Here is an 18,419-nt window from a genome sequence, read left to right on the forward strand (position 1 = left end):
CACCATCCTTCCTCAGGGCCGCGGTACGCGACCGGAGGGAAAGCATGCGCCCGGCCGGATTTCCGGACCCCGAATCCCCCCGGGTAACACCCGGAAGGGGGACGGGCCGTATCACCGGGTGTACGCGACCTCGAACGCCGCCGCCGTCCCGCTTCCAGGACCGCCGGCCGACGGATGGTGAGAATCGACCAGTAAGGGTGGCCGCGGACAACGCGCGAACCGGACGGTCCGCTCTAGCGTCGTCCGCATGCCGATGCAACCGTGGTTCTCCGACGCGAAGCTGGGCATCTTCATCCACTACGGCATCTACGCCGTGGACGGAGTGCCCGAGTCCTGGTCGTTCTATACGGGCCAGGTGCCCCACGAGCGCTATATGCGGCAGCTCGACGGCTTCACCGCCTCCCGCTACGACCCGAGGTCCTGGGCGGAACTGTTCGTACGGGCGGGCGCGAGATACGCCGTACTGACCGCCCGTCACCATGACGGTGTGGCCCTCTGGGACACCGCCCAAGCCGGGCTGAACGTGCCCGCGCACACCCCCGCGGGGCGTGATCTCGTCGCCGGATACACCGATGCCCTGCGCGAGCACGGTCTCAAGGTCGGGCTGTACTACTCGCACTCGGACTGGAATCACCCCGACTACGCGAGCGTGCCGCACGCGGACCCGGGCCAGGGAATGGAGGAGCTGAACACCAACCGGTTCGTGGCTCCCGCGGACGGGGCCGAGGACCTCGACGCGTGGGCGCGCTTTCTCGCGTACCGCGACGCCCAGGTCGGTGAACTCGTCGGCCGCTACCGGCCGGACCTGCTGTGGTTCGACGGGGAGTGGGAGCGCAGCGAGACGCAGTGGCGGATGCGTCGGCTCTCCGAGCTGATTCTCTCGCTCGCCCCCGAGACGGTGCTCAACGCCCGCATGCTCGGTTACGGGGACTACGCGACCCCCGAGCAGGGCGTCCCCATCGTCCCGCCGGACGGACCGTGGGAGCTGTGTCTGACGGTCAATGACTCCTGGGGCTTCCAGCGTGACGACCACCGGCACAAATCGGTGGGGCAGTTGGTGCGCTACTTCACCGAGACGATCGGCATGGGCGGGAATCTGCTGCTCGGGGTCGGTCCGCGGGAGGACGGCACGATTCCGGCGGAGCAGGCGGAGCGGCTCGAAGGGCTCGGCGCCTGGATCGGCCGGCACTCCCGGGCGGTGTACGGAACGGTGGCCGGACTGCCCGCCGGGCACCACTACGGTCCCAGCACACTGTCGGCGGACCGCCGCACCCTCTATCTCGTCTGCCTCGACATCCCCCGTGAGTCGGTGGCGGTACGGGGAGTGCGCAACGCCGTGCGCCGCGTCCGTGTTCTCGGTACGGGTGCGGAGCTGGACCACCGTGTCGTCGGCGGGCTGCACGACGTACCCGGTGTGCTGTGGATCGACGCGCCGCGCGCCGCCGACCTGGACGAGCAGGCCACCGTCCTCGCCGTCGAGCTGGACGGCGAACTGGACCTCTACCAGGGCTCCGGCCGTACCTGACACGCCCGTGCCGGTGCGGCGGACGCGTCACGCCGCACCGGCACGGACAGCTCGCGGCGAGGCGCGCAGCTCACGCCGGCACGCCTTGTTGAAGGCCTGGAGGTCCGGCATCCCCACGGCCGCCGCGATGGCCGGGATCGACAGCGTCGACTCCGTCAGCAGATGTCGTGCCCGGTCCATTCTGCGGCGCCGGACATACGCGACCACCGTGCTGTCCAGATCCGCCCGGAACAGCCGGAGCAGATGGTTGTGCGAGACGTTCGCGGAACGCGCCACCTCCGGGACGGTCAGCGGCTCATGGAGCCGGGACTCGATGTACGCCACAGCGGCGGCGACCGACGCGTGCGGCTGATCCGTACCGGGCCGCCGCCCGAGCAGGGCCACCTGCCACAGCGCCGACCACAGCTCCGGCACCGCGCGCACCGGGCTGTGCGTCGCCGCGGCGACGGCCTGGGACAGCCGGCTGTTGAGCGCGGGCGCCCCGGCACCGGCGTCCTGCATGACCGGAACGCACAACCGCTCGCCCTCATCGGCGAGTTCGAAGTGCGCGTAGAGATGCTCCGAGCGCCCCCGGTAGCGGAACTCGACCGGTGAGCCGGGTGGTACGAGACTCACCCGGCCCGGCCGTACGGCGTACGGCACCCCATCGACGGTGAGATCGGCCGCGTACCGGTACAGATGCAGTTGCCACAGACCGGGCAGGACGAACACATCACGGTCCGAGCTGACGCCATGGATACCCACACCGAGATCCACCAGGCGTGGGGGCGAGTCCAGGCAGAGTGTGACCTGCCCGCCCGGACTTCCCCGGACCTGCCCACCCGGACTCCCCTGGAGCTGCCCGTCCGGACTCCGCTGACCGTAGCCGCTCATGGTGAAAACGTACCAGCGGTCCTCCGAACCGGGTCGCACACGGACAGGACGCGGGCGTCATCGCCCTCCGCGCGGGTCAACGGCATGCCGGGAGTCCGGTCAGGACGACGTCACGCGGTCGACAAGGTGCTGGAGCCGTTCGTCGAGCAGCTTCGCGGGGTCAGGGGTGCAGGTGGCGAGCGCGATCATGCTCGCCACGACGACATCGCACAGCTCCTTGTGGACGTCGTCCCAGGTGTGCGACGCACCCTTGCGCGGGTTGGCCCCTGTCGCGCCGTGCATCGCCTCGGCGACCTCGCCGACCTCCTCGCTGATCTTGAGTACGCGCCACAGCCGTACGTCCCCCGTCAGCTCCGGGTTGGCGTTCGCGTCCAGCCAGTGCCGTAGTCGTTCCACGCGAGGCCAGGTGGTGTCGTCCGGGTGGGTCGTCTCGGTTCCGGTGGCGGTGTGTTCCCAGAACTCCCGCGTCCAGCACAGGATGTCCCGCATGATGTGGTGGTTCTGGTTCGGGCGCAGCGCGCCGTACTGGAAGAACATGACGCCCTCGCTCGGCCAGCCGAGCAGTGTGATCCGCTTCTCCACCTCGCCGTCGCCGCGCACCGGGTGGAAGTCCTCGGTCAGGTCGAGGCCGCCGGGGGCGAAGTCCGGCCCGTCGGTTCCGGGGTTGCACCAGGTGCGGACGAGCCCGCGCTTCAGCAGGTTCGGGTAGAGCGGCAGGACGTCGTTCTTGGCGTCGAAGGGATGGACGCGGGAGTCGACCAGGACGTCGACGGGCAGCACGGCGCCGGTGATGCCACCGCGCACGACGAAGCGTCCGCTCCGCTCGTCCGGCGTCACGTCGGCCTCCGGGCCGGCCGACACATCGACGATGCCGTGCCGGATCAGGGCGCGGACCTTCTCCATGACCTCGAGCGCGGACCCGTTGCACAGCCGGTTCAGGTGACGCGTGAAGACATCGAGGAAGTCACGGTGCGACGCGGCGTGCAGTCCGCCGAAGTCGACGGCGGCGGCGATGACGTACCGCAGGTCGCGCCAGACGCCGTCGGCCGCCGCCTTCGCCGGATTGGACAGGTTGCCCTGGACGGCCCAACGGCGGTCGAGGTCCAGGAAGTCGAGCATCGCCGCCCGGTACTCCTCGGGCGTGGCGAAGGAACCCCGGTCGATCGGACGGATCAAACGATCCCAGGAGAAGCGCTGGCCGGCGACGCTCTTCGGGTGGCGCCACGGGGACGTTCCGGCCGCGACGGCGTCCGCGAATCCCACGGGGTCGTCGAACCGGGCGGCGATGGCACCGGCCTGCTCGGGGCCGAAGATCACCTCCAGGACACGGCGCAGCGCCGCCTCCGCGTCCGGGTCGCGCTCCTTGGCCTCGGTGAGTCCGAGCTCGCCGGACAGGACCGCGTCGAGCGTCTCCGCCACTCGGTCGACGATGGCTTCCAGCGGGGCGAGGAGGCGCTGTACGGAGGTGTCCGACGCGGCGCCGCGGCCGCCGTCCGTGAGGAACGCCTCGTACCCGGGCCGGGCCGCCGCCTCGAGACGGCGGCCGATGTCGTCACCGAGCAGGGTGGCGTAGTACAACTGGGCCATTTCCAGGGCTATGACGGGGAAGACGTGATCACGGAAGTCGAGCTGCCGCTGCTCTCGGCCGCCGATGGTGACGGGCCGGCCCACGGACCGGCGCAGCCGGTGCACCGCGTCCTCGGTGAGGAAGACGCCCCGGTGTTCCAGTTTCCCGGTGTCGCGCTCCTTGGCGTTGAACGGGCGGGTGAAGGTGAACAACGCGGAACGGCTGAACATGACGATGGAGTCGGGTTCCCGCCCGGACGCCTGGTACGCCAGGGTGCCGTCCGGCCGCTCGGTGAAGACTCCGCCCCTGCCCTCGGTCAGGTGCAGGATGACGTCGATGCCGGTGAGCCCCATACCGGCGCAGCCGACGGTGGTGCCGGGACCGGCCTGGCCGGGCGCGAAGGCGTTCTCCAGCGGATAGACGGAGGGGACGAAGACGGCCTGGTGGCTCTCGGCGAACCGGGACCATTGGGCCTGCCGGGGGTAGCGGGCCGGGTCGTTGGACGAGTGCCCGGTCAGCAAGAGGACGTGACCGGTGTCGATGACGGGCTCGCCGTCGCCGCCGACAACCCGGAGCGTGCCGTCCGGCAGCTCCTCCAGGTCGGTCACCTCCTCCTGATGCAACTGGACCCGCACACCGGGCACTTCCCTCAGCATCCCGACGTACCGCCGGAACCGGTCGGCGAGGGCCAGGCCGTGGACGTAACGCTTGGGCGAGTCCTCGGCAACCAGGTCGAAGACGGGGTCGCCGGTCTCCTCGTACTTGGCGCGGCACCATTCGTGCAGGGTGGGGCGGTCCTCCCGGGGCAGCAGCGGTCCGGCGGCGACGACGCTCTCGTCGGCCGCGAACGCCACTTGCCCGGCGATCCGGTTGAGGACGCTGGTGACCGGCTGGTCGGGGCTGTGGACCTGCCCGGCGCCGAACCGCCCCGCCCGGTCGAAGATGTGGATATCGAGAGGCACCGGCCCGGCCGCCGCCTTCGCCACCGCGGCGAGCCGGTCCAGCACATAGGTGCAGCTGGGGCCGGCGCCGACGATGGCGAGTCGGTTGGAACGCATGCGGTGGGTCTCCTTGATGGGTAGTGGTGCCTTCCGGTTCGCCGCGGCCGGACGTCCTGTCAGACGTCCCCGCCGGACAACGCGGAAGGCGGAAGCAAACGGATACCGATGCGTCGGCACCGCGCCTGGCGAGGTGGTCGCGGTGCCGACGGGCTCCCGTCAGGACGGAGGGCGGGGCCCCGCCGGCGCGTTCACCGCTGTTCCGTCGTGGACGGCGCGGACACGGTGGAGACGACCCGGCCGACCACATCGTCGAGAGGTTCCCCGGCATCGACGGTCAGCCATCCGAACCGCTCGGCCCAGCCGTCGAGCACCCCGAGTATGCGGCTCTGGTGGGTCAGGAAGCTGTCCCGCGAGCATTCCGGGTCCATACCGCACTCGTACGGGACGACGTCACGCCCGACCTTCCGCTCCCAGGCCCGATGGGGGTCGAGCCGCAGGTAGATGACCTGTTCGGAGCGGGGGAGGCCGGAGACGACGCCTTCGACCCACGCACTGTCCAGGCCGTAGACGATCTCACCGGCGGCGTGTTTCATCCAGTATCCGTCGAGCAGTGTGACCTGGTCCGGCCGCACCGCCTCCGGCGTACGGCCCAGGAGTGCGTGGGTGATGGACCACATCAGGAAGAGGAACCGGGAGGTGCTCGGCATCTCCGCGGCACAGAGCCGGGTGTTGAGCACGTCGGGCCTCATGAACAGGGTCGCGGGGTAGGCGGCGTTGTCGATGATGTCCCATCGGTCCACCCGCTCGACCCTCGTACCGGCGGCGGACAGGCGCTCGGTGGCGAGCCGGGAAACGGTCGACTTACCGGCGCCGTCGGAGCCCACCAGCGAGACGATCACGCGGCACCGCCCCGGCTCGGCTCCCCGAGGTCGACGTGCCGAGGCGTCGGCGCCCCGAAACGGCTGTCCCAGGGTGAGTTCATCGATATGTCCGATCTCGATGGGGTGCCGACGGCCTCGAACTCGTGGGGCATGTGTCTGACAATCCGTTCTCAAGGTCACGTCGTCTGATGGGGCGCACCGGCCACCGGCCGCTGAAGCGGCGACGGCGTCGTCCGCGGGGGCTGGTCGAGGGGCCGAGAGCACTCCCAGGTCGCCGTGGAATCTATGCGCGTTCGTCCGGCGACAACAGTCGTGAACGTTCCTGAGCTATTTCGTGAAGTCGCGGTGTGGATGCGGCCGATCAGGGTAGGTGCGCAGAGCCTGGATCCTTTTCCCGCAGGTCAGCAACGGTGTGCCGCGGCCGTCGGTGCTGCTCCCCGCGCGCTGACCACGGGCTGTCGGGCGTTTCTGATCGCTCGTCACACATGAGCATTGACACCGCGCATGTTCGCCTCGGCAGGTGCTCGCGAGGCGAGCTCGGAGATGCCGTGAGGGCCTGCTTCTGTCGATCATCGTGGGCGCGCGACGATCGACAGGAACAGGCCCTGGCGGTGGTGGTTCGGTGGTGTTTCGGGAGCAGGGGCGAAGCGGCCGGGCGAAGGTCGGGTACTCCCGGGCCCCGTGCCGTGGAGTTGGTGGCCTGGAAGGCTGACAGCGAGCAAAGACATACAATCCCATCAAACAAGGCTTCTCTGCGGCGCCTATGCGCTCCCCGAGCGCCGTGGTTATCCTCGGTCTTTCGTGACGGATCGTCAGACATGCCGTCGGGATCGTCACGAAAAACCGAGGCCAAGGAGCGTAGAAGATACCGCTCGGCCTCGTGCGATCGATTCGTCCTCCTGTAGAAGGGACAATGCGATGGATCCTGATATCCGGACCAGGGCCGCGCTCGAGGAACACTGGCGGGCCTCGGAACGCGGGGATACCGAAGCGGAGCACGCCATCTACGCCGCGGACGCGATTCTCGACTATCCCCAGTCTGGTGAACGATTCCGGGGCCGCGCGACGATTTCGGCGCAGCGTGGCGGGCATCCCGCCAGTCGGCACTTCACCGTCCGCCGGATCGTGGGCGGCGGGGATCTGTGGATGAGCGAGTGTGTCATCACGTACGACGGGGTGCCCACCTACTCGGTGAGCATGATGGAATTCGCCCATGGGCATGTGGTCCACGAGACGCAGTACTTCGCGGACACCTTCGGTGCGCCTGAATGGAGAACGGAACTCGCGGAGCCGATGCCGGGCAGGAGTATCGCCAGGGCCTGATCCGCTCATTCTCATTCGGCTCGGCGCGGCGATCGTCACGGGTATCCCGGCCCGGCCGTCGCCAGCGTGCCGCGGGGTCCGCACCTCGGCTATCCACTCGGGAACCGGCACCGCTCGCTGCGCCCGGCTGGCGTCGGCGAGCGAGCGGCCGTAACCGATCAGTGCCGGCACACCGCACCCCGTACACGTCGTCGCACGCGGCGCGCGCGCCCGGTTTCGCCCCCACCCGCCGACCGGCGCCACTGATTCCTCATGTGGTGGTCACGCCGCCGAGCCCATGCCCCTACCCCCGGGCCGCGAACACTGTCCCTGCCTGGCTCAGGGGGTCAGCACGATCCTGCCGAAGACCTCGCCCGCGTCCATCCGGTGGTGGGCGAGCGCCGCCTGGTCGAGCGGCAGCACCTCGTGCACGACCGCGCGCAGCTCTCCCTGTACGGCAGCGGCGAACTGCGACGACCGCACCGCCTGCCTGTCGGGGCCCGGCACGGTGTCGGAGCTGAAGGTGGCGAACGACAACGACCTGCGGAACGCGTCCATCAGTCGCATGCCGAAGTCCGCCGGTGGCTGCCCACCGACCACGCCGACGGCCACGAACCGCCCGTTGGAGTTCAGCCTGTCCAGGAAAAGGGGCAGTTGGGGACCCCCCACGACATCGATCACCACGTCGAAGCCTTGTGGCGTGTCCGAGCCGTCCTCGCCGGAGCGGTCGAGGACATGGGTCGCGCCCAGGTCGCGCAGGCGGGCGCCGCGCTCCGCCGAGGATGTGGTGACCGCCACCGCGCCCGCGCCGCCCCTGGCCGCCAGCTGGACCGCCGTGATCCCGATGCTGCCCGCCGCACCGCGCACGAGGACCGTCTCGCCGGGCAGGAAACGGGCGCGGTCCAGGGCGAAGTGGGCGACCACGCCGGAGCCGCCGAGAGCCACCGCGTCGGCGCCGGTCAGGCCGTCGGGCAGCGGAAGGATGTCCTCGACCGCGGAGACGGCCTGTTCGGCGTAGCCACCGGACAGGCCGGTGAACGCCCACACCCGCCGCCCTGTCCACGAGGCGTCCACGCCCTCGCCCACCGCGGTGACGCGTCCCGCGACCTCGCTGCCGAGGAGATGGCCCTCCCGGAAGCCGTAGGCGGCGAGCGCTCCCCGGCGGATCACGGCGTCGACACCGCCCACGCCGATCGCCTCCGTGGCGATCCGCACCTGCCCCGGTGCGGGGACGGGCGCGGGCAGGTCGACCACCTCCAGGCCGTCCGGGTCCCCGAACGTCCTGATCACGACGGCTTTCATCTTGGCTCCTGGGGTTGGTGGAACGACGGTGCACAGCCGCGACGGCCGTGTGCGGTGAGCCGAACCCCACAGCCGAGGCACCACCAGCGCAGTGCCGGTACGGGGCGGCATCACCGTCATCGGACCGTAAGGGACGCACCCGTCCGTTTGGCTAAAGTGAGAAGCCATGACCGACCATTTGCCTCACACCGTGCGCTCCGACGCCCGCGACAACCGTGCCCGGATCCTGGACGCCGCCCGCGCGGTATTCGGCGAGGAGGGCCTGAGCGCGCCCATGCGGGAGATCGCCCGGCACGCGGACGTCGGCCCCGCCACGCTGTACCGGCACTTCCCGACCAAGCGGGCCCTGATCGTGGAGACCTTCGCCGAGCAGCGGCGAGCCTGCCACGGCGTCGTCCGCGACGCCCTCGCGGACCCGGACCCGTGGCACGGATTCCAGAGCCTGGTCGAGCGGATCTGCGAACTCCACGCCCACAGCCGGGGATTCGCCGACGCCTTCATGACGGCTTTCCCCGAGGCCGCGGACTTCGCCGCCGACCGAGAGCCCATTCTGCGCGCGGTCGACGAGTTGGCCCGCCGTGCCCAGAAGACCGGCCGGATGCGCTCCGGCTTCGTCGTCGACGACCTGATCCTGATGCTCATGGCCCACCGCGGCGTCCAGGACGTGCCGCGTACAGCCCGGCTCACGGCCTCCCGCCGCTTCGCCGCCTACGTCATCGAGGCATTCCACGCCGTTCCGGCGACGGACGCGTCCGCGCCCATGCCGCCGGCTCCCCGCCTGCGGCGCGTGTACTCCTACTCCCCCAGCACGCCGTAACCCCCGCACCAGGAGGTCCGCCAGGACCCCTGCCGACCCGGCTGGTTCAGCGGGACGCGAGGTGTCGACGCTCCTCGCGTGTGCGGGGCGGGTCGGGGTGAGATCAGGGATCGCTCCGTAGCTCCCCCGATACGCGGGCGCGTGCCCGCTGACAGCGTGTGGGACATGATCTCAACGCGCATGTCACGAAGGGCCTTCGCGAGAACCGCCCTGTCGGGAACGGCCGCGCTGGCCGTCGGTGTGGCGCTGCCCGCGCACCACGCCACCGCCTCGCCCGTACCGCACCCTCCGCACCCTCCGCTCCCACCGCTCCCACCGCTCCCACCGCTGGACCCTGGTGCTCTGCGGGCGGCGATCGACGACCTTGAGCATCCGCCGTCGACCGCGGCCCAGCTCCGAGTCGGTGGCACAGCCGGCCACTGGCACGGCACCTCGGGCGTCGCCGACATCAGGACACAACGTCCGGTGACGGCGCACGAGAAGTTCCGGGTCGGCAGCATCACCAAGATCTTCGTCGCCACGGTGGCGCTACAGCTGGTGGCGGAGGGCCGGATCGCACTGGACACGCCCGTACGGCGGGTCCTGCCGGGGCTGTTGCCGGACCGCTTCTCGTCCGTCACCGTGGCGCACCTGCTGAACCACACCAGCGGGTTACCCGACCATGTCGGCATCCCGGAACCGGAGACCGCGGAGGAGGTGTTCCGCCACCGCTTCGACCACTGGACGCCGCGGGAGTGGGTGGCGACGGCGGCACACGGGCCGCTGAAGTTCGCCCCGGGCACCCGGCAGGAGTATCGCGGCATCAACTACGTACTGGCCGCGCTGGTCATCGACCAGGTCACCGGCCGCCCGTACGGGGAGGCCGTCGCGGTCCGCCTTCTGCGCCCGCTGGGCCTGGCGCACACCGTCGTGCCGGGCGACGACCCGCGCATCCACGGCCGGCACGTGCACGGCTACCTGGCCATGTCCGACGGCGGTCTCCGGGACATCACCGTGTACGACCAGTCGTCCGTCCGGGGCGAGGGCGACATGATCTCCACCACGCGCGATGTCGACCGGATGCTCACCGCGCTCTTCTCCGGCGAGCCGCTTCCACCTGAACTGCTCCGGCTGATGTTCACCCTGCCGCCGAACGACGTGCGGATGCTGGACGGCAGCCCGGCCCGGTACAGCACCGGGCTCCAGCGGGCGGTCGTCAACGGCATCACCCTCTGGGGCAAGACCGGCGAGAAGTACGGCTACAAGAACGCCGCGTTCTCCACGCGTGACCAGCGACGCCGCTTCGTGCTCGCGTATCACCCGACGACCGCGCGCGACGGCGCGGAGAGCCAGATGATCGCTCGGATCGCCGACCTGCTCACCCGCGACAACCCGGGCACCGGAGGCTCGGCGGCCTGAGGCCGGGCGGGGCGGTCGCGGCATCTGCCGACGTGTGATCAGGCGGACCGGCGCCGCATGGCGCGGCGGAAGCGACAGGGCCGGGTCGACGGCCGCCCGCCCGCCACCGTCCACCGAGGCGCGTCACCCAGGGACCCCGGGCGCGCGCGTACGGGGCATGCGCGCGGCCAACTGAGCTACGCGGCGCCGCAGTTGGCCGCCCCGCCGTCGGTCGCCCCACCCCACACGCGCCATTGACATGATCTCTTCATCACGGACAAGCTGTCGCCCGCGTGTTGATCGATCATCTGTTGATACCCCAAGCCCAGAGAGCCTGTAGACAGGGGCGATAGTGCCGAGAAGAAGACGTATCAGACCTGGCGCGGTCGCGGTGGCCGCGGCCGTGACACTCGTGGCGGGCATGACAGCGGGGCTCACCAACGCCCCGTCGGCCGCCGCGGACAGCGGGCGGACGACGACAGCGGCGACAGCGTCGGGCGGGGCGACCGCGGCGGACGCGGCCCGGAAAGTCGTCCTGATCACCGGCGATCAGGTGCTGTTGGACAAGGATGGCAACGTTGTCGGGATGGCGCCCGCCAAGGGCCGGGCCTCGATACCCGTCCAGATCAGTGAGACCGGCGGGCACAGCTATGTGATCCCCTCGGACGTCGAACCGCTGATCGCGGCCGGGCGCCTCGACCTGTCGCTGTTCGACGCGGCCGAGTTGAACCGTCCCGAGTACGACGACCTGGCGGACGGCGGGACGCCGGTGATCGTCGAGTACGCCGCGGCGAACCCGGCCGCCCGGACGCGACTGCACGCGCGGACCAGCACGTCCGTCCGGGATCTCGACGCGGTGGACGGCGAGGCGCTCGTCCTGCGTCCGAAGGAGGCGGCCGGGGCGTGGTCCTCGCTCACCGACACCTCCGCCGGAGTCAGCGAACTGGCGCCGGGCGTGGCCTCCATCCGGCTCGACGGCGTGGCGACGGCCTCCCTGGACGTGAGCGTGCCGCAGATCGGCGCTCCGGACGTGTGGAAAGCGGGGTACGACGGGACGGGGGTGAAGATCGCCGTCCTCGACACCGGCATCGACACCGGCCACGCCGACGTGGGCGGCAAGGTCGTCGCCCAGCGCAACTTCACGGCCGAGGCGGACGTCCAGGACCACCACGGGCACGGCACGCACGTGGCCTCCACCGCGGCGGGGACCGGCGCGGCGTCCGGCGGCACCTACAAGGGCGTGGCGCCGGGTGCCGACCTGATCATCGGCAAGGTGCTCAACTCCGCCGGTTCCGGCCTCGACTCCGAGATCATCGCGGGCATGGAGTGGGCGGTCGAACAGGGCGCCGACATCGTGAACATGTCCCTCGGCGCCACGGACTCGCTGGGCGTCGACCCGCTGGAGGAAGCCGTCGACGCCCTGTCCGACCGCGCGCTGTTCGTCGTGGCCGCGGGCAACTCCGGCCCCGGGGACACCACCATCGGCTCCCCCGGCGTCGCCGAGTCCGCGCTGACCGTGGGCGCCGTCGACAAGAAGGACGCGCTCGCGTCCTTCTCCTCCCGGGGCCCGCGTCTGGAGGACGGGGGCGTCAAGCCCGATGTGACCGCGCCCGGCGTGGACATCACGGCGGCGTCGGCCGTGGGGACCCTGCCGGGGTACCCGCATCCCGCCCCCGGGTACGTGACGATGAGCGGCACCTCCATGGCCACTCCGCATGTCGCGGGCGCGGCGGCCCTGCTCGCCCAGCGGCATCCGGACTGGACCGGTCCGCGGATCAAGTCCGCGCTGGCCGGTTCCGCCCAACCCGGCGCGTACAGCGCGTACGAGCAGGGCAGCGGCCGGATCGACCTGACCAGGGCGACGCAGCAGACCGTCGTCACGGAGCCCGTCTCGCTGAACTTCGGCCGCGTGCTCTGGCCGCACACCGACGACGAGCCGATGACCAGGACGATCACCTACCGGAACGACGGCGACCAGGCGGTGACGCTCGGCCTGTCCGTCGTGGGCACCGGCCCGGCGGGAGCCGCCGCCCCCGAGGGGCTGTTCACCCTCGGCGCCCAGCAGGTCACCGTCCCGGCCGGTGGCACCTCCGCCGTCGTCGTCACGGCGGACACCCGTATCGGCGGTGACATCTGGGGCGCCTTCAGCCTCACGGTCACCGCGACCGGCGGCGGCCAGACCGTCCGCAGCGTCGGGGGGCTCGACCGCGCGGCGGAGTCGTACGACCTCACCTTCAAAGCCACCGGCCGCGACGGCTCGACTCCCGGCTACCTCGACTGGGCCGCCACGCTGACCGGTATCGGCAACGACACCTACCAGTTGGTCAGGGGGGACGACGGCACGAGCACGGTGCGCGTGCCCGCCGGTGACTACACGGTCGTCGGCAAGACCTTCACGAGGGGCGGCACCGGCGGGCTGGGCCTGGACTACCTCGTCTCCCCGAAGCTGACGGTCGACCGCGACATGACCATCGAGATCGACGCCCGGCGGGCGAAGCCGATCGACGTGTCATCGCCGGACCCGGACGCCAAGGGGTACTCGTCCTTCATGATCAACACGGTGAAGGCGCACGGAACGGAGACGACCAACGTGCTCGGGCTGGGGACGAACCTGGCCGACACCCGCACCGCCCAGATCGGTGACCCGGTGCCGCCCGGCGAACTCACCTCGTACTTCCTGTCGCACTGGTCCAACGGCGACAGCGAATACCACCTCGCGGACACCCTCAAAGACGCCTTCTACACCGGCCACACGCAGCACACGACGTCGGCGGACCTGGCCAGGCTGACCGTACGGCAGGGCGCGTCGGTCACCGGGGCCCTGGGACTGAACTGGACCACCGCACCGGACATCCCCGCGGGGGCCGTCGGCTTCTACTCCGACCTGCCGAACACGAGGACGGTATACCTCCAGGGAGGCTACCGCTGGGGCGAGTACTCCCAGCAGCTCACGGCCGACTCACCCACGGTCCTGGCCGAGTACAGGATTCCCGCCAGAACGTACCGCGGAGGCGACCACTACACCGAGACCGTCAACACCGGGGTGTTCGGTCCGGCGCTCGCCGAGGGCCGGGGACTGGTCCGGGACGGCGACACACTGACCGGCACGATCACGCCCTTCGCCGACGGCGCGGGCCACAGCGGCGGAAGCGTGTACGACGCGGAATCCGCGTCCACCACGCTCTACCGCAACGGCCGGAAGTACGCGACCGCCGACGACGTCCTGGACGCCGCAGCCTTCCAACTGCCCGCGGACAAGGCGCGCTACCGCCTGGTGACCACCGTGGGCCGGGCCGCGTCCGGCGTCGCGTCGGTCAGCACGACCGTCACCTGGCAGGCCGAGTTCACCTCGTCCCGCACGGCGAAGGCCGTCGCCGTCCCGACGAGCGTGGTCCGCTACGCCCCGGCACTCGGCCCGGACTCCACGGCCGCCGCCGGTGTCAGGCAGTCGGTGCCGGTCACCGTCCAGGGATCGGCCGCCGGCCGCGACCTCGCGTCGCCGAAGGTGTCCGTCTCCTACGACGGCGGCAAGAAGTGGAGCCGGCTCGTCACGCACAAGGGCGCGGTGCGGGTGGACAACCCGGCCGCCGGCGGCTCGGTCTCCCTCCGGGCCGACGTCACGGACCGGAACGGTGACACCTTCTCCCAGACGATCATCGACGCCTACCGTACGAAGTGACCCTCCGCGCCCGCACGGCAGGTCCCACACGGCCGTGCGGGCGTCGGTTCATCGAGCCGAACCACACCGACGCGACCGGCGAGCGTGCGTGCCGGGCGTCGCGGGCCAGGCGGGACTTGCACAACACGCCCTAGGCCAGGTCGTCGGGCCGCACCCGCAGCTTGGCGGCGATCCGGGCGAGCGCCTGCTGGTCGGCGGCGGTGAGCGGGTCGAGCACGTACTGCCGGACCGAGCGCACATGGGTGGGCGCGGCGGCGACGACCATGTCGTAGCCGGCGTCGGTGAGGGCGGCGACGGTGTACCGGCCGTCGTCGGGGTCGGGCGAACGCTCCACCCAGCCCCGCTGCTCGAACCGCTTGACGACGTTGGACAGGCGCGAGAGGGAGCCGCTGGCGAGGTAGGCCAGGTCGCTCATCCGTATGCGGCGCTCCGGGGCCTCCGAGATATGGCTGAGGGTCAAGTACTCGAAGAGAGTCAGGCCGGCCCCGTGCTGTAGCGGCGACTCCAGCCGCCCCGGCAGAAGCAGGACCAGCGAGACCAGTCCGGTCCACGCCTCCTTCTCGTGCGCGGTGAGCCACAGCGCGTCATGGGAGGCGTCCTCGCCGGGGTTCGGGTTCGCGGGGGCGGCCATGACGACACCCTACCGAACAGCTGTGACTTCACGTGTGAAGTGAAGCGTGTTACGTTCACTTCACGCGTGAAGTCAAGAGAGGGGCAACACACCATGAGCAAGCCGGAGTTCTTCGCCACGCCCGGATACGGCGAGACACAGTTGGCCACCATGCACTACAACCAGGCGGTTCGCATCGGCGACCGCGTCGAGACCTCAGGCCAGGGAGGGTGGGACGACGACTGGAACTTCCCCGAGGCCCTGGAGGACGAGATCGTCCAGGCATTCGAGAACGTCGAGCGGACCCTCGCCTCGGCCGGCGCCACATGGCGTGACGTCGTCGCCGTGGACTCCTACCACGTACCCGAGTCCGCCGACTTCATCGGAGAGGTCCACAACCGCGTCATGGTGGACCAGCTCCGCGAGCGGATGGGCGATCGCTCCCCGATCTGGACCGAGATCGGCGTGTCGGCCCTGGGCGCCCCGAAGATGCGCGTCGAGGTTCGCGTCACGGCCGTCATCGGCCACGACGACTGACTCGGACCGCCACCCCTCCCCACTTTGGTTAGACCGGTCTGTCTACCGCGCGTCACGGTCAGCGGCACACCATCCTCTCCCCGCACCGGACAGCAGTCCATGAGCCGAGTGAGCCGCGCCGGTTTGACGCGACCATATAGCCCTGTTTCACTGGATAGTGGAATAAGACAGACCGGTCTAATCAAGCAGAAGGACAAGCAGAAGGAGGGGGTGACCGTGCCCGAGACACGCCCGGCCCCGGCGACAGGAGCCGCCGCGGCCCGCGGCCCCGGCGCCGTCACCCCCGGCATAGGGACGCGTTCCGCGTAGGGACTCGTACCGCGTGTACAGGAGCCAAGCTCATGGACAAGCCAGTCATTCTGATAACCGGAGCACTCACCGGCATCGGCCGCGCCGCCGCTGTCGCCTTCGCCGAGAAGAGCGCGAACGTGGTCGTCGCCGGCCGGCGCGATGAGGCCGGCAAGACACTCACGGAGGAACTGCGCGCCCTCGGCTCGGAGGCCGAGTTCATCAACACCGACGTCCGCCACGAGGACGACGTCCGCGCCATGGTCGACGAGGCCGTCAGGCGGTTCGGCCGTCTCGATGTCGCGGTGAACAACGCCGGCACCGAAGGCCGGCCCGGTCCGATCACCGACCAGACCGCGGAGACCTACAACGAGACGTTCGAAACGAACGTCCTCGGCGTCATCCTCAGCATGAAGCACGAAGTCCGCGCCATGCGGGAGCAGGGCAGCGGCAGCATCGTCAACATCTCCTCGACCTACGGGCACGAGGGCGGGGCAGGGGCCTCCGTCTACGTCGGCAGCAAGCACGCCGTCGAAGGCCTCACCAAGTCGGTGGCGCTGGAGGTCGCCGCGTCGGGAATCCGGGTCAACGCCGTGGCCCCCGGCCCCACGGACACCGGCATGCTGGACCGCTTCACCGGCACGCCGGAGAACATGGCGGACATGGTGGCGCGGGTTCCGCTCGGCCGCCTCGGCCTCTCGGAAGACCTCGCCGACGCGATCGTGTTCATCGCATCGGAAGACGCCTCGTTCATCACCGGCCACATCCTCAACGTCGACGGCGGTATGACAGTCGCCTGATCGCCACAGGAACCGCCGCCGGACTCACCAGGCAGACAGGTCTGTCCAGCCTTGTGAAGCCAGTGTGGGAGCCATCGGAGCCTCTGAACGGAGCGGTAGACTGAACCGATCAGTCTGAACAAAGGAAAGACCCATGCCCGGCAAGGTCAACGGCTCGAAGCCGTCCGCGCGTGATCGTCTGCTGGCCGCCGCCGACGACCTGTTCTACCGCGAAGGCGTGCAGACCGTGGGCATCGACCGCATCGTGCAGACGGCCGGTGTGGCCAAGGCATCGCTGTACAACCTGTTCGGCAGCAAAGAGGAACTGGTACGGGCATACCTGGACGCCCGCCACGCCGAGACCCGCGCGCAGATCGAGCGCACACTGACCCGGTTCCGGACGCCGCGTGAGCGCCTGCTGGGGGTCTTCGACGCGCAGGGCCAGCTGTTCACCGAGCCCGGCTTCAACGGCTGTGCGCACATCATGGCCAGCGCGGAGGCGCAGTCCGGCAGTCCGGTCGAGTGTGCCGCGGACCGGTACCGGCAGTGGGTGAGGACGCTGTTCACGGACTTGGCCCGGGAGGCCGGCGTCGCCGACTTCGAAGGTCTGGCGCGGCAGCTGCACCTTCTGTACGACGGCGCCGGGGTTTCGGCGCGGATGGACCGCGATCCGTCGGCGGCGACAACCGCTCGCGCGGCGGCCGCCATGCTGTTCGACGCGGCGGTCAAGGACGCGGATACGGTCTCCGCCGGGTAGCGGGGCTCGTCTCGTCAGGAAGGGGTGCCGTCGTCACGGCGGGTGACTCCCGGCCGGGTGTTCAGTGACCACATGTGGGTGCACCGCGGGCACTGAAGGTGGACGACCGGCCCGCTGTTGGAGATCAGAAAGCGCCAGTGGGCAGCGCAGTTGCGGCGATCCGCGCAGGTCGCGCAGTGGCGGGCGTCGTCGCAGACGGGGCAGGCCACCCAGGCGCGGCGGGCGAGGTCGGCCTGCGGGTCAATGGGCAGCCGCACGGCCCGGCCCCTCCCCCGGCAGGACGCCGGCCGCCACCAGCAGGTCGTAGGTGCGCTGCTGCTCGGCGTCCAGACCCGAGTAGAGGAGCGCGTACGCCTCGTCCTCGCCGCGGAGGACGGCCACCGGATCCCAGTCGGTCCCGAGCGCGGCCATGACCTCGGCCCGTCGACGGGCTTCCTCAAGAGTCAGGTCGATCGTGAAGGGGATGAGGCCCGTGGCGTTGTCCTGGTTCATGGCGAGACTTCCGAAGTATGGGCAGAACCCCACCACCACTACCACCCGACCCCGGCGACAGGGAAGGGCAGCCTAAGTCAGTGCGGGACGGCCCGGGACCGCGCAGCGGCCGGACCGTCGAAGGCGCGCCCTCGGATCGGCCACCAGGGGTGGGCCGTTGCCGACGCGGGTCCGCGAACGGCGGTCGAGGTCCGCTCAGTGTGTTGTGACGCACTTCACGCACCGCTCGGCGGTCCGGTCCGGTCGATGTCCGGCTCTCGATGTGGGTGTCCCGAGCCGGTCCTTGATCAGTCGCTGACGGTCCAGGTGTCATTCCCGCTGAGGAGCGTGGCGAGATCGCCCCCGCCGTTCCGCTGGATCGCCGTGTCGAGCTGGTCGGACATGAGCGTGTCGTAGACGGGCCGGTCCACTGACCGGAAGACCCCGATGGGGGTGTGGTGGAGGGTGTCGGGGTCGGCGAGGCGGGAGAGTGCGAAGGCGGTGGTGGGGCTGGTCGCGTGTGCGTCGTGGATGAGGATCCGTGATTGGTTGTCGGGGGTGACGGTGACGACGTGGAGGTCGCCGGTGGCGGGGTCGCGGACCACGCCTTTCTGGCCGTCGATGCCGAAGCGGATGGGCTGTCCGTGTTCGAG

Annotated in this window: 15 protein-coding genes and 1 pseudogene; 8 read left to right on the top strand and 8 right to left on the bottom strand. The window is 70.4% G+C overall.

Annotated features, from left to right (window positions below):
- Positions 1–247 precede the first annotated feature (247 nt).
- Positions 248–1,525, top strand: coding sequence for an alpha-L-fucosidase (locus ACIOGX_RS28805; protein WP_384774658.1), 1,278 nt, complete (start codon positions 248–250; stop codon positions 1,523–1,525).
- Positions 1,526–1,552: 27 nt separating this feature from the next.
- Here ACIOGX_RS28805 and ACIOGX_RS28810 read toward each other — a convergent pair whose 3' ends face one another.
- From ACIOGX_RS28810 to ACIOGX_RS28820, 3 genes are all read right to left on the bottom strand, one after another.
- Positions 1,553–2,398: a helix-turn-helix domain-containing protein gene (locus tag ACIOGX_RS28810; RefSeq protein WP_401917524.1), complete on the bottom strand. Its 846-nt coding sequence runs from the start codon at positions 2,396–2,398 to the stop codon at positions 1,553–1,555.
- A 99-nt stretch (positions 2,399–2,497) separates the two neighbouring features.
- Entirely contained in the window at positions 2,498–5,023 is a 2,526-nt protein-coding gene (locus ACIOGX_RS28815; protein ID WP_401917526.1) for an FAD/NAD(P)-binding protein, read from the bottom strand.
- Between the two features lie 191 nt (positions 5,024–5,214).
- Positions 5,215–5,865 carry a thymidylate kinase gene (locus tag ACIOGX_RS28820; protein ID WP_356515999.1) on the bottom strand — a complete coding sequence of 217 codons (651 nt, stop codon included), beginning with the start codon at positions 5,863–5,865 and terminating at the stop codon, positions 5,215–5,217.
- A 900-nt stretch (positions 5,866–6,765) separates the two neighbouring features.
- On the opposite strand from ACIOGX_RS28820, the gene ACIOGX_RS28825 reads away from it, so the two are divergent.
- The gene (locus tag ACIOGX_RS28825) at positions 6,766–7,170 is read left to right on the top strand and encodes a nuclear transport factor 2 family protein (protein WP_401917528.1); all 405 of its coding nucleotides are present in this window, start codon (positions 6,766–6,768) and stop codon (positions 7,168–7,170) included.
- 318 nt (positions 7,171–7,488) lie between these two features.
- Here the strand turns inward: ACIOGX_RS28825 and ACIOGX_RS28830 are convergent, their stop codons facing one another.
- Positions 7,489–8,451, bottom strand: a complete 963-nt coding sequence (locus ACIOGX_RS28830) for a zinc-dependent alcohol dehydrogenase family protein (RefSeq protein ID WP_401917530.1) — start codon at positions 8,449–8,451, stop codon at positions 7,489–7,491.
- Between the two features lie 166 nt (positions 8,452–8,617).
- On the opposite strand from ACIOGX_RS28830, the gene ACIOGX_RS28835 reads away from it, so the two are divergent.
- The 3 genes from ACIOGX_RS28835 to ACIOGX_RS28845 all read left to right on the top strand — a co-directional run bounded on the left by ACIOGX_RS28835 (position 8,618) and on the right by ACIOGX_RS28845 (position 14,324).
- Positions 8,618–9,268, top strand: a complete 651-nt coding sequence (locus ACIOGX_RS28835) for a TetR/AcrR family transcriptional regulator (RefSeq protein ID WP_383975167.1) — start codon at positions 8,618–8,620, stop codon at positions 9,266–9,268.
- Between the two features lie 165 nt (positions 9,269–9,433).
- The gene (locus ACIOGX_RS28840; RefSeq protein ID WP_401917532.1) at positions 9,434–10,666 is read left to right on the top strand and encodes a serine hydrolase domain-containing protein; all 1,233 of its coding nucleotides are present in this window, start codon (positions 9,434–9,436) and stop codon (positions 10,664–10,666) included.
- A gap of 382 nt (positions 10,667–11,048) precedes the next feature.
- Positions 11,049–14,324, top strand: coding sequence for a S8 family peptidase (locus ACIOGX_RS28845; protein ID WP_401917534.1), 3,276 nt, complete (start codon positions 11,049–11,051; stop codon positions 14,322–14,324).
- 130 nt (positions 14,325–14,454) lie between these two features.
- Here ACIOGX_RS28845 and ACIOGX_RS28850 read toward each other — a convergent pair whose 3' ends face one another.
- A complete protein-coding gene (locus tag ACIOGX_RS28850) occupies positions 14,455–14,955 on the bottom strand; it encodes a MarR family winged helix-turn-helix transcriptional regulator (RefSeq protein WP_383975158.1) in 501 nt (166 codons plus the stop codon).
- A 93-nt stretch (positions 14,956–15,048) separates the two neighbouring features.
- On the opposite strand from ACIOGX_RS28850, the gene ACIOGX_RS28855 reads away from it, so the two are divergent.
- The 3 genes from ACIOGX_RS28855 to ACIOGX_RS28865 all read left to right on the top strand — a co-directional run bounded on the left by ACIOGX_RS28855 (position 15,049) and on the right by ACIOGX_RS28865 (position 17,295).
- A complete protein-coding gene (locus ACIOGX_RS28855; RefSeq protein ID WP_401917536.1) occupies positions 15,049–15,471 on the top strand; it encodes a Rid family hydrolase in 423 nt (140 codons plus the stop codon).
- Between the two features lie 341 nt (positions 15,472–15,812).
- Positions 15,813–16,559, top strand: a complete 747-nt coding sequence (locus ACIOGX_RS28860) for an SDR family NAD(P)-dependent oxidoreductase (protein ID WP_401917538.1) — start codon at positions 15,813–15,815, stop codon at positions 16,557–16,559.
- Positions 16,560–16,692: 133 nt separating this feature from the next.
- Positions 16,693–17,295 carry a TetR/AcrR family transcriptional regulator gene (locus ACIOGX_RS28865; protein ID WP_387019711.1) on the top strand — a complete coding sequence of 201 codons (603 nt, stop codon included), beginning with the start codon at positions 16,693–16,695 and terminating at the stop codon, positions 17,293–17,295.
- A gap of 14 nt (positions 17,296–17,309) precedes the next feature.
- Here ACIOGX_RS28865 and ACIOGX_RS28870 read toward each other — a convergent pair whose 3' ends face one another.
- From ACIOGX_RS28870 to ACIOGX_RS28880, 3 genes and pseudogenes are all read right to left on the bottom strand, one after another.
- Positions 17,310–17,552, bottom strand: coding sequence for a hypothetical protein (locus ACIOGX_RS28870; protein WP_383975146.1), 243 nt, complete (start codon positions 17,550–17,552; stop codon positions 17,310–17,312).
- Entirely contained in the window at positions 17,536–17,787 is a 252-nt protein-coding gene (locus tag ACIOGX_RS28875; RefSeq protein ID WP_401917541.1) for a DUF6400 family protein, read from the bottom strand. The genes ACIOGX_RS28870 and ACIOGX_RS28875 overlap by 17 nt, the downstream gene beginning before the upstream one ends.
- Before the next feature lie 287 nt (positions 17,788–18,074).
- A pseudogene (locus tag ACIOGX_RS28880) lies at positions 18,075–18,419 on the bottom strand (2-oxoacid:ferredoxin oxidoreductase subunit beta); the annotation flags it as partial.

Source organism: Streptomyces sp. NPDC088147 (genome assembly GCF_044741565.1).
GTDB lineage: Bacteria > Actinomycetota > Actinomycetes > Streptomycetales > Streptomycetaceae > Streptomyces.